Genomic DNA, 10,919 nt, shown 5'->3' on the forward strand with positions numbered 1-10,919 from the left:
GTGACGCGCCAACCCGTCAGATCAGGTTGTCCTCCACCGGCAGTCCGAACGCCGCCCGGCCGTAGAGCGCCAACGCGCGCTCGGGTTCGTTGGCAACGTGAACGCTGCCCGCATGAACGTCACGCCACGCACGCTCGATCGGGTTTCCGCGAGAGAGGGAGTTCCCGCCTGCCGTCTTGAAAAGCATGTCGATCGCTTCCACCGAGCGTTCCGTCGCACGAACCTGATCACGACGCGCACGCAGCCTCATCGAGAGTGGGAGCTCCTGACCGGCCACAGCAAGTTCGTACATCTCCCGGATATTGCGATCCATCTGCAAAATCGCAGCATCGATCTCCGACGACGCACGTGCGACGGCGACCTGAGCGAACTGATCCTCACTGAACCGTCCGCCACCCAAACTCAGACGGACGCGCTCACGCATCACGTCCAGGTACCCCTCGTAACAACCGGCGACGATGCCCACACACGGAGCGGCAACCGTCGAGGTGAAGATACTCCCGAACGGAAGCTTGTACAGCGGACCAGGATTGACTGCTTGGCCTGGGCCGCGAAGTTGTGCGGTTTCGTAGTTGCGCTTCAATCGGTGCTCGGGAACGAAGGCCTTGTCGACCACGATCTCGTTGCTCGCGGTGCCGCGCATCCCCACGACATCCCAGACATCTCGGATCTCGTAATCGGTGCGCGGCACCAACACCGTCATGAAATCGACCGGCCGGCCGTCCATCCCGACCACCATCGCGCCCAGCAATGCCCAACTCGCGTGATCACAGCCGGAAGAGAAGCCCCACTGGCCCGACAGTTCGTAACCACCGTCCACCGCCGTCAGTCGACCGACCGGCGCATAGGCGGACGAGATGAGCGTCGTCTGATCCTCTCCCCACACGTCGGCCTGCGCTCGGTCGTCGAAAAGTGCAAGATGCCACGGGTGCACCCCCACCACCGACGCGACCCAACCGGTCGAGCCGCAGGCAGCCGAGATGGCCCTGACCACTTCGTAGAACTGAACCGGGTCGCTCTCGGCACCTCCGTATCTTTTCGGCGCCAGCATGGAGAAGACGCCGGCTTCGGACAGCTCCCGGATGGTCCGTTCGGAGATCCTGCGCGAATCGTCGACCTTCTGAGCGCGGGCCGCGATCTTCGGGAGCAGATCACGGACTGAACTCAGAACCTTGTTGACCATGGGAGACACTCCTCGCACCGAACCGTGAGGGAGCGGATCGGCAGATAGACATAACGGCTGCCCCGTCACGATATGTCGGTCACGCGTTCCGGTGATCGGAAGTCCCGGAGGCCGGGATCAGCCGCCGGATCCTCGCGCTCGCCGCTGGTCCCGGCCAGTGAGACGAGACCCCAGAGGCAATTCACGCTCCCCTAGCGTCGGGCGTCGACACTGCCCCTGGAAAGGACGGGACTCATCGTGACGATCACTCAGTCCGACAACGACGAGGTTCGCGAGATCCAAGCTGGAACCGCGCCTACACGCTTTGCGCGTGGATGGCACTGCATTGGACTCACGGAGTCCTTCAAGGACGGCCAGCCGCACTCCATCGAGGCGTTCGGCACCAAACTGGTCGTCTTCGCCGACAGTGAAGGCAACGTCAAGATCCTCGACGCGTACTGCCGTCACATGGGTGGCGACTTGAGCCAGGGCACCATCAAGGGCGACGCCATTGCCTGTCCGTTCCACGATTGGCGCTGGGGCGGCAACGGCAAGTGCCAGAAGATTCCGTACGCACGCCGCGTCCCCCCGCTGGCCAAGACGCGCGCCTGGCAAACCCTCGACCAGGACGGCATGCTCTTCGTCTGGCACGACCCCGAGGGCAACCCGCCGACCGACGACGTGGCTATCCCCCGCATCGAAGGCGCGCTCAGCGACGAGTGGAGCGACTGGGTCTGGTACACCACGACCGTCGACACCAACTGCCGCGAAATCGTCGACAACATCGTCGACATGGCGCACTTCTTCTACGTGCACTACTCCTTCCCGACGTACTTCAAGAACGTCTTCGAAGGCCACGCCGCAACGCAGTACATGCGCGGCGTCGCTCGCTCGGACATGCGTCCCCACGCAGCAGGCACCCCGAAGATGGTCGGCAGCAACTCGGTTGCCACGTACTTCGGCCCCTCCTTCATGGTCGACGACCTGACCTACGAGTACGAGGACTACAACGTCGACTCTGTGCTCATCAACTGCCACTACCCGGTCAGCGCTGACAAGTTCGTCCTCCAGTACGGCATCATCGTCAAGAAGTCGGATCGCTTCCAGGGTGAAGCCGCCGACGCGATGGCCGCGAACTTCGGCACGTTCATCGCCAAGGGCTTCGAGCAGGACGTCGAGATCTGGAAGAACAAGACTCGCATCGAGAACCCGCTCCTGTGCGAAGAAGACGGCCCGGTCTACCAGCTCCGTCGCTGGTACGAACAGTTCTACGTCGATGTCGCGGACATCGCTCCCGAGATGACCGAGCGCTTCGAATTCGAACTCGACACCGCGCGACCCGTCGCCGCCTGGCAGAAGGAAGTCGAAGACAACCTCGCTGCAAAGAAGGCAGACGAAGATGCAGCCTCTTCAGTGCGCTGAGTGCAAGGCTCAGGTCCTGGTCCAGAAGAACAGTTGGGAACACACCACCGTTCAGTGGAGTGACCAGGCCCGCGCCCAGTGCCTCGAAATCGCCGACGACCGTGAATTCGGGCAGCGAGAGGGACGACCCGGTGCCCCTCGCAAGCAGTGCGGCGCCTTGATCGCGTCCATCGTGAACGCTGCAACAGCGGGCGAACTCGAGATCCTCAACGACGAGCCGGTGCCTCAGCCGATCGTCGACGACAGCGAACCCGTACCGACTCCGTTTCACTAGTCAAGCCAACATCTTTCGAAGAAGGTAGTAATGATCGATCCTCAGTACTACGGCCCGTGGGCAGTCATCGCCGGCGGTTCAGAAGGTGTCGGCGCAGGGTTCGCCGACGAGCTCAGCAAGATCGGCATCAACCTCGTTCTCATCGCCCGCAAGCCGGGCCCGCTCGAGGAGACCGCGGCCAAGGCACGCGCCAACGGCGTCGAAGTACGCACTCTCGCATTGGATCTGCTCGTTCCGGACGCGCTCGATCAGATCAAGGCTGTCACCGACGACGTCGAGGTCGGCCTGCTCATCTTCAACGCCGGCGCCAACAGCTACGGCCACGAGTTCGTGACCGGTGATCTGACGGGATTTGCCGGAGTCATCGAGCTGAACATCAACAAGCAGCTCGAACTCTCGCACCACTTCGGCGGATTGATGAAGGATCGCGGACGCGGCGGCATCATGCTGCTTGGTTCGCTGGCCGGATTCATGGGCTCCGAGCACCAGAGCATCTACGCGGCGTCCAAGGCATTCGGGCGCATCTTCGCCGAAAGCCTGTGGCTCGAACTCCAGCCGTACGGCGTTCACGTCGTCGAGTTCATTCTCGGTGTCACTCGCACACCCGCTATGATTCGCGCGGGACTGAACTTCGACATCCCGGGCATGAACGTCGCAGAGCCCGAAGATGTTGCACGTGAAGGTCTCGAACACCTTGCCGACGGCCCGATCTGGGTGGCTGCAGGAAACTACGAAGGCGCCAAGAAGCGCAGTGGCTTCCCCCGAGACAAGATGGTCAAGGGCGCTGCCGAAGCGATGCGCAAGCTGCTCAACCGCTGACATCTGCTGTGCGCCTTTATTAACCCCCCGACGTTAAGAAAGGCGCACAGCATGAGCATCGAAATCACCACTCTTCTCGACGAACGCGAGATCACCCGCTCCATCTTCGAGTTCGCCCGAGCCATGGATGCGCGGGACTGGGATGAACTCCACCGGATCATGACGCCGGACGCTACGGCAGAATTGGGCACCGGAACTCTGCGCGGACCCGCCGAGGTAGTGGCGTCCATCCGCTCGTTCCTCGACGAGTGCGGTCCCACCCAACATCTGATCGGTAACGTGCTGGTCGAGGTGGTCGGCGATCTCGCCACCAGCCGCTCCTATGTCAGCGACATGCATGTGGGCACCGGGAGCAAGGCTCACCTGAACTTCTTCACCCTCGGCGACTACCACGACTCATGGGCGCGGATCGACGGAAAGTGGCGAATGACGCACCGCACCAAGCATTCACACGCCAGTCAGGGATCCATCGAGGTTCTGGGCGCCGGCCCCAGCGGTTGGCGGAACTGATTCAGCTCAACATCGACGAACGGCCGGTCGCGAGCGGACTCTTGCTGGTGAGTCCGCCGTCGACCACCAGGGTCTGCCCCGTCATGTAGCGAGATTCGTCCGAAGCCAGGTAGACCATGGCATGCGCGATGTCTTCGGGTTCGCCGAGGTAAGGCAGGGCGTTTGCCTGCTTCATGCCGTCGATGACATCAGCGGGGATGTTGTCCACGAGAGCGGGTGTCATGATCGCGCCCGGCGCTACGGCATTGCACCGAACGCCGTTTGCTCCGTACTGGACTGCGATGTACTGCGTCAGACGAATGACTGCCGCTTTGGCGGATCCGTAGGCAGACTGCAGGGAATCCCCGATCAATCCACCTACCGAGGCCGTGTTGACGATCGATCCTCCACCGGCACTGTTCATGTGCGGAATGGCAAGTCGTGAAGCGACGACAGTGCTGCGGACGTTGAGCGACATCACGCGATCCCACTCGTCCAAGTCCATCCGGAGCAGGTCGAGATCCTTGCGCGGGTTACTACCGCCCACGTGATTACACAGGACGTTGATGCCGCCGAATTCGGCGACCGCCTTTTCGATCATCGCTGCCAGAGAGTCCTCGTTCATGACATCGACGCCGAAACCCAGCGCAGTGCCGCCGGTCTCGCGTATCGCCGCCGCCGCTTCCTCCGCTCGAGCTGGATCGAGGTCGGCGACCAGTACCTTGGCGCCTTCTGCCGCCATGAGTTGTGCTGCTGCACGACCGATTCCGCTGGCGGCGCCGGTGATCACTACATTTTTGCCTTCGAGCCTGTTCATATTCATTCCCTTCGCGGGGAATCGCCGTACCCGGATCTCATGTGCCCGAAGTTGACAGCTCGGCGATTACCCGATCACTACCAGTGAACGCAGGATCGACAGCCGCGTCCAACTTTCTTGAATGAACTCACAAGTACGTGACCACGGCCCGCGCACCTGCTACACCGCCGAAATCGAGTGGCGACAGAAGACTCCACTGTGCTGAAGTGGCACTATGCAGAATTCTGTTCGACCGCTGTCCATCGACGACCTCGACCGTGCCGCCGAGGTTCTCGGCGAGGCGTTTGCCGACTACCCCTGGACGAACTGGTGCGTCGCCGAGGACGCCCACGTGGAACGCGTCGCGACTCTGCAACGGATCTATCTCGAACACCTGGCACTACCGTTCGGGCGTTCCTACATCGACGATTCCGTCAACGGCGTCATCGCAGTCCTGCCGCCGGACGCTCCAGAGCCTGATGAAGCGACCGTCGAGAAGATCGTCGAACTGCACGGAGATCGGTTCGAGCGCGTTCTTCAGGCTGACGAACAACTGTCTGCGCTTCCCGTCCCCGACAACGCGTGGTCGTTGGCAACGATCGGTACGACGCCGCGCTCACGCGGAACCGGATTGGGTTCTGCGCTACTGAAACATGCTTTGGCGGAACTGGATCGAACCGAACAGAATTGCTGGCTCGATACGTCGACCGAACGAAATCTACCGCTGTACCAACGGTTCGGTTTCACGATCGTCGGCCAGACCTCGCTCCCCGACGGACCGGACGTATGGCGGATGCATCGACTTCAGGGCTGATTGTTCGACTTCAGCACTCGCCGAATCATTTTCGACAACGACGCGTATTGGGTGATCGTGTTGACGGCGATCCACCTCGAGACCGGCCACGTCCGGGTCCACGAGAAAACCCCGACCGACAGCAGTTGATCGTCGTCAAGGGTCTCGATGTAGTTGCGCAACATCGCAACAGCAGCTCCCAAGCGGTCACGAAGCTCCTGAGCCGGAATGTCGATGCTCGCGTCGACAACCGACTGGTTCAGTGCGGGTGTTTGCGTCCACTTGTAACCCGCCGCCGGCGTCTGCGGAGCCTCGTCTCGCAGCCCGGCACCTATCCACTCTGCGACGGCCTCTGCCCACCAGACACGCACAGCGAGTACGTCGTGCACCGTCCACGCGTCGACGGCAACGGCGTCGAACGCATCGGCCTCGGCGACGCCGTCGAGTAACGCTTCGAGTTTCGAATACGCCGAGTCCAGCTCGCTCACCAGTTCTTCGCGTGACCAGGTCTGCGCCACAATGCCTCCGAACGATCAGTGGAGAAGAAAGAAGCGGGACCATCTCGACTCGATGGCCCCGCCTCCAACTTTAACGTCCTCCCGGATTCAGTTCAGCTCACCCAAGAACCTTCCGAGGTTCTCGGCGATTTCCTTCGACCTGGTGTGGTGCAGGTAGTGGTCTCCGTCCAGCAAGATCACCTCTCCGTGATCGACGGAGGCTGCCTGCCCCTCGTGCAGCTCTGTCCAGCCCTGAACTTCTGAATTGTTCACGGCGAACAACAGAATCGGAAGATCGGCTGGGAACGTCTTGCCGATTGCTTCAGCGAAGTTACTGGAAAGATGATCCATCTCGTTGAGATAGGTATCGCTGAAGTTGTTCTTCGCAGTCAACTGTCGCATCTCGTCCTTTGCGGCGGGATCGAGGTACTCGTCCGAGGCTTCACCACCGACGACCTTGGACAGCAATTCCGCCAAGCCCAATTGCCTTCCAACTCGGAGTGCGTCGATCGGGAATTTGGTATCCATGTTCGGCTGCCCTGGAACACTGCTGTCGATACCCACGAATGCGGTGACCTCGTCACGGTACTTCGCGGTGTAGTCCAGCGCATAGAGACCAGTGATCGAGTGCCCCATGAGGATGTATTCGTCAATTCCCAGCGACTGTACTGCCGTATGAATCTCTTCGACGATGTTCGCAGTCGTGCGGTCCTTGTCCGTTCCGTCACTGTAGCCGTAACCGAAGGGCTCGATCGTGACGACGCGGTAGTCGGGTGCGAGCTCGTTGACAAGCGGTGTGAAGTCGAGAATCGGTGCGGACGTTCCGAACCCGGGTAACAGCACTATGGTCTGATCGCCGTTGCCGCGGATCGAGTAGCTCATGTTCTTTCCGTCGACGGACACGAACTGGTTGCCCGTCTCCCCGGCCGGAACGCTCGCTTTGCTGGAGCCGACATTGAATACGAGCGCTATCGATACCAGCACAACCAGAACTACGGACACCGAAGCAACCAGCTTCAGTGCAACGGTACGAATCTTCTTCATTCTCATCCTCATCTTCTCGGGCGTCGATACGGCTAGGAAAGGCTCGACATCGAGGCCGCACTGGTCTCGTCGAGCACACGCAACACGTTGTTGCCCATCAGCTTTGCCAAGTCCTCCGCGGACCAACCGCGTTCCGCCAGACGGTCTATCAACACCGCGAAACCGGATACGTCCTGCATACCGTCCGGAAAGTCGTCGAACCCATCGTAGTCACTGCCCAAACCGATGTGGTCGATGCCCGCGACGTCTCGGGCATGCTCGACGTGGTCGGCGAGATGGTCCACTGTCATCGCCGGTCGTGGGCCGACTCGCCCGCCTTTGAACCACTCGTTGTACTCGGCAGAAAGGAACATGGGTACAAAGGCGATCATGATGACCCCGCCGTTGTCCGCGAGCAGTCGCATGACGTCGTCGGGAACATTACGGGGGTGACCGCATAGCTGAGAGCACGACGAATGGCTGAAAATCACCGGCGCCGACGACGTCTCGATGGCATCTCTCATCGTTTCCACCGAGACGTGCGACAGGTCGACGAGTACGCCGAGCCGATTCATTTCGCGCACGATCTCGCGACCGAAGTCGGTCAGCCCGCCGTGTACTCGAGTGTCCGTCGCGGAGTCCGCCCACCCGGTGTTGTCGTTGTGCGTCAGCGTCATGTACCGAAGACCAAGGCGCGCCATCATTCTCAGGACACCGAGCGAGCTGCCGATGCTGTGACCGCCCTCCGCGCCCAACAAGGACGCGACCTTGCCCTCGCTCCAGATGCGACGCACGTCGTCACCTGTACGCGCGAATTCGAAAGTATCCGGATATCGCTCGATCATCCGGTACACGTAGTCGATCTGTTCGAGTGTGTACTGAACCGCCTCTGGCTCCGTCCTGTCACACGGGGTGTAAACCGACCAGAACTGCGCACCGACGCCGCCGCGACCGAGTTTGTCGATGTCGGTTTGGAAGATGGAATCCTTCTCGAGATTCTCCACCGAGTATGCGGCAGTTTCGCGAGCCGTCCAGGCCAGATCGTTGTGACCGTCGATGACCGGCGCAAGGCCGTAAGCATCCAGTGCCGCGGGGTGATTCACGTCCGGAAAAGGAGCGAGAGGTTTCATCATGAGTTTTCCTCGAAAAGTAGTGCGGGCAGGTCGAGGGCCCTCATCGCCTTCGACCTGCCCGAGATTTCATTCAGCGGAGAGAATCATCTCGCCGCGACTAGTCGGAAATCTTCTTGAAAAGCCTTGTCATGTAGAGATATTGCTCGCCATCGATCGTGAGATGAGCCATCTCACCCGAAGCGCTCTCGTTACTGATCAAGAACCTGGAGGCGGACAGAGGTACGACCTTGGTGGGCGGAGCCGGCGGCTCGCCGTCGATCTCGACCTTGGCGAAGTTCTGCACCTGGAATCCGCCGTCCTCGCCGCGCGTGAGTTCGATTCGCACGGTTGTCGATTCATAGGTTCCGAGAATGTGCGACAGGTCGATGTCTTCCGCATTCGGCTCGGACTTCGGTTCCGGCAGAACGAGATCGAGCTCCTGGGCGATCTCCTTCTCGATGTCGTGGGCCAGGGCGCCGCCGCCACGCGAGTTGGTCACCACGGCCATGGCGAGACCGAGCTCGGGGAAGGTGTGAAAACGAGTGATCTGGCCGATCGTCGCACCACCGTGCTGCGCGGACGTCACGCCGCCCCAGTCGGACAGGATCCAGCCGAGGCCCCAGGCCTGATCGACGCTCGAGACCGCGGTCAGGTCGAATTGCGGAGTGCGCATCAGGCGCGCGGATTCTTCGGACAGAATGCGTTCACCCGTCAATGCGAGTCCGTCACGCATGTGTGCAGCACCGAAGGTCAGGAGCGAGCTGACCGATCCGGTGATGATCCCGGCCGGACCGATACCGCGCGGAAGCAGCCACTGCTTGGTCGGAATCACCTTGTCCGGCGACGTCCGATCCGGGTTGGCCACGTGGCCGACGGCCGTGCGGAACAGCGGCGCGTCCTTGGCCTTGGTGATGATGTGCGTCAATCCGAGTGGCTTCCAGAGATATTCGACCAACGCCTCGTCCCACGTCATCTCACGAAGGACCTCGACGATGCGGCCGGCAACGGCAAAACCCGCGTTGCTGTAACTCAGATGCCCGCCGGGCTCGGTGACGCTGATCGCGGTCGCGAGTTCGTCGACGTACTTCTCGACGCAGTCGTCACCGTCACCGGTGTCGTTGAACAGGTCTCCGTCGATACCGCTTGTGTGCGTGAGCAACTGGCGGATCGTGATTTCCTTCGTGTTGGAAGGATCCGCGATCGTGAACTCCGGAAGCACCTCCACCACCAGGGTGTCCAGCGTCAGCTTGCCCTCGTCGACGAGCTGCATGATCAGCGTCGTCGTCCAGATCTTGCTCGCGGATCCGTACTGGAACAGGGTGTCTGCGTCGACGTCAACGCGCGTGTTCAGGCTCGTCACTCCGGTGGTGATGACACGGATGTCCGCTGCGCCGTCTTCGCCCAGCGCGATCACACCGACCTGCGCGCCCGGTACCGAATGCTTGGCTGCCAGTTCGTCGAGGCGTTCCTGCCACTTCGGGGCGACAAGTAGGTCCTTGGGCAAGTCGGTCACAGGTCGAACTCCTTCGATCATGGAAGCGAGCGGCGTAGACGGCGTTGCTGGGATCCGCTCAGGTCTCACTCGTCGGGAAGTGAGGTTGCGGAAGCAATAACCGTCCACCCATGATCTCAGTGTGCTCGCAGTCACGTCCTGGTCGATTGCACCGAAGTCGGCCCCGAAAATGGTGCAATCCGACGAGCGAGTGTTCAGGATTCGCCATTCGAAACGATCAACGCTCGAAGGTTCCTTCCAAGCGATTGCGTGAACCCGGATGGATCAAGCGCGCCGCGCTGACCAATCCGTTAGCCGACCACGTGCGGCGGCGAATCAGCAGGCACGGTTCCCCGCGATCGATGCGTAACAGCTCGCATTCGTCCGGGCTACCCAACACCGCTTCCACGACATGCTCGCCGCGAACCAGAGGCGCAACGTCACTCAAGTAGTTGTTGGGGGTGATCGCGGTGAAGTCCTGGCGCAGATAGTCTGGCGCCTCGTTCGGATTCACGAATCGGTCTTCCACCTGAATCGGAGTTTCGTCCTCGAAGTGCACCATCAGCGAATGGAACACCCGTTTGCCCACCGATTCACGAAGGAACGTCTGCCCGTGGTCGGTTTCTTCCTCACGAACGAAGACGACCTCGGTTCGATGACGGTGGCCGCGGCGCTGAATCTCGTCGGCGATGTTCTTGACTTCGAACAGCGGGGACGCGGTCTTCGTGGCGGCGACAAAAGTACCGACCCCCATCATCCGCACGATCAGACCGTCGCTGGTGAGTTCGCGAAGCGCTCGATTGATCGTCATTCGTGACAACCCCAGCGCACTGACCAGTTGATTCTCCGAAGGCAGCTGATCGCCTTCGGTCCACCGACCCGAGTTGATCTGCGAGACCACGAGGTTCTTGACCCGTTCGTAGGCAGGGGCGGACTCGCCGCCTGCCTCGTTGAACAGCACGGCGAGTTCTGCGTCCACTTCGGCAATCGCCATCGCCACCACCCGTTCGTCGAAAACCACCGAGTCGGTTCTCCCGTTC

Annotated in this window: 12 protein-coding genes; 5 read left to right on the forward strand and 7 right to left on the reverse strand. The window is 61.1% G+C overall.

The features are described 5' to 3' along the window. Nucleotides 1-16: 16 nt before the first annotated feature. Complete coding sequence (hsaA, locus tag A0W34_RS24700; RefSeq protein ID WP_081558441.1) at nucleotides 17-1,183, reverse strand: 3-hydroxy-9,10-secoandrosta-1,3,5(10)-triene-9,17-dione monooxygenase oxygenase subunit; 1,167 nt, start codon at nucleotides 1,181-1,183, stop codon at nucleotides 17-19. A 237-nt stretch (nucleotides 1,184-1,420) separates the two neighbouring features. Here hsaA and A0W34_RS24705 point away from each other — a divergent pair, with 237 nt between their 5' ends. From A0W34_RS24705 to A0W34_RS24720, 4 genes are read left to right on the forward strand one after another with little or no spacing between them, the layout of a single operon-like run. Beyond that, a complete protein-coding gene (locus A0W34_RS24705; protein WP_003940257.1) occupies nucleotides 1,421-2,584 on the forward strand; it encodes a Rieske 2Fe-2S domain-containing protein in 1,164 nt (387 codons plus the stop codon). After that, nucleotides 2,562-2,858, forward strand: a complete 297-nt coding sequence (locus A0W34_RS24710; RefSeq protein ID WP_003940353.1) for a hypothetical protein — start codon at nucleotides 2,562-2,564, stop codon at nucleotides 2,856-2,858. Before A0W34_RS24705 ends, A0W34_RS24710 begins: the two co-directional genes overlap by 23 nt. A 30-nt stretch (nucleotides 2,859-2,888) precedes the next feature. Beyond that, entirely contained in the window at nucleotides 2,889-3,677 is a 789-nt protein-coding gene (locus tag A0W34_RS24715; RefSeq protein ID WP_020909164.1) for an SDR family NAD(P)-dependent oxidoreductase, read from the forward strand. Nucleotides 3,678-3,728: 51 nt separating this feature from the next. After that, nucleotides 3,729-4,187 (forward strand): nuclear transport factor 2 family protein, encoded by a 459-nt coding sequence (locus A0W34_RS24720; protein ID WP_081558442.1) that lies wholly within the window; start codon nucleotides 3,729-3,731, stop codon nucleotides 4,185-4,187. Nucleotide 4,188: 1 nt separating this feature from the next. Here the strand turns inward: A0W34_RS24720 and A0W34_RS24725 are convergent, their stop codons facing one another. Further along, complete coding sequence (locus tag A0W34_RS24725; RefSeq protein WP_081558443.1) at nucleotides 4,189-4,983, reverse strand: SDR family NAD(P)-dependent oxidoreductase; 795 nt, start codon at nucleotides 4,981-4,983, stop codon at nucleotides 4,189-4,191. A gap of 214 nt (nucleotides 4,984-5,197) precedes the next feature. On the opposite strand from A0W34_RS24725, the gene A0W34_RS24730 reads away from it, so the two are divergent. Continuing rightward, nucleotides 5,198-5,776: a GNAT family N-acetyltransferase gene (locus tag A0W34_RS24730; protein WP_081558444.1), complete on the forward strand. Its 579-nt coding sequence runs from the start codon at nucleotides 5,198-5,200 to the stop codon at nucleotides 5,774-5,776. Here the strand turns inward: A0W34_RS24730 and A0W34_RS24735 are convergent. The 5 genes from A0W34_RS24735 to hutC form a co-directional block, all read right to left on the reverse strand. Continuing rightward, entirely contained in the window at nucleotides 5,767-6,273 is a 507-nt protein-coding gene (locus A0W34_RS24735; protein ID WP_064443723.1) for a ClbS/DfsB family four-helix bundle protein, read from the reverse strand. The genes A0W34_RS24730 and A0W34_RS24735 overlap by 10 nt on opposite strands. Nucleotides 6,274-6,360: 87 nt before the next feature. Continuing rightward, complete coding sequence (locus tag A0W34_RS24740; protein WP_007732711.1) at nucleotides 6,361-7,296, reverse strand: alpha/beta fold hydrolase; 936 nt, start codon at nucleotides 7,294-7,296, stop codon at nucleotides 6,361-6,363. Nucleotides 7,297-7,328: 32 nt separating this feature from the next. Next, nucleotides 7,329-8,408 (reverse strand): dipeptidase, encoded by a 1,080-nt coding sequence (locus tag A0W34_RS24745; RefSeq protein WP_007732718.1) that lies wholly within the window; start codon nucleotides 8,406-8,408, stop codon nucleotides 7,329-7,331. A gap of 97 nt (nucleotides 8,409-8,505) precedes the next feature. Next, nucleotides 8,506-9,900, reverse strand: a complete 1,395-nt coding sequence (locus A0W34_RS24750) for a serine hydrolase domain-containing protein (RefSeq protein WP_003940270.1) — start codon at nucleotides 9,898-9,900, stop codon at nucleotides 8,506-8,508. Between the two features lie 217 nt (nucleotides 9,901-10,117). Further along, nucleotides 10,118-10,873: a histidine utilization repressor gene (gene hutC / locus A0W34_RS24755; protein ID WP_024487384.1), complete on the reverse strand. Its 756-nt coding sequence runs from the start codon at nucleotides 10,871-10,873 to the stop codon at nucleotides 10,118-10,120. Nucleotides 10,874-10,919: the final 46 nt, after the last annotated feature.

Source organism: Rhodococcus sp. BH4 (assembly GCF_002079265.1).
GTDB classification, from domain to species: Bacteria; Actinomycetota; Actinomycetes; order Mycobacteriales; family Mycobacteriaceae; genus Rhodococcus_F; species Rhodococcus_F qingshengii.

Coding starts and splice junctions, on each gene's coding strand:
- A0W34_RS24715 (WP_020909164.1), top strand. CDS start 2,889: ATGATCGATCCTCAGTACTACGGCCCGTGGGCAGTCATCGCCGGCGGT.
- hsaA (WP_081558441.1), bottom strand. CDS start 1,183: ATGGTCAACAAGGTTCTGAGTTCAGTCCGTGATCTGCTCCCGAAGATC.
- A0W34_RS24730 (WP_081558444.1), top strand. CDS start 5,198: ATGCAGAATTCTGTTCGACCGCTGTCCATCGACGACCTCGACCGTGCC.
- A0W34_RS24740 (WP_007732711.1), bottom strand. CDS start 7,296: ATGAAGAAGATTCGTACCGTTGCACTGAAGCTGGTTGCTTCGGTGTCC.
- A0W34_RS24725 (WP_081558443.1), bottom strand. CDS start 4,983: ATGAACAGGCTCGAAGGCAAAAATGTAGTGATCACCGGCGCCGCCAGC.
- A0W34_RS24745 (WP_007732718.1), bottom strand. CDS start 8,408: ATGATGAAACCTCTCGCTCCTTTTCCGGACGTGAATCACCCCGCGGCA.
- A0W34_RS24720 (WP_081558442.1), top strand. CDS start 3,729: ATGAGCATCGAAATCACCACTCTTCTCGACGAACGCGAGATCACCCGC.
- A0W34_RS24710 (WP_003940353.1), top strand. CDS start 2,562: ATGCAGCCTCTTCAGTGCGCTGAGTGCAAGGCTCAGGTCCTGGTCCAG.
- hutC (WP_024487384.1), bottom strand. CDS start 10,873: ATGGCGATTGCCGAAGTGGACGCAGAACTCGCCGTGCTGTTCAACGAG.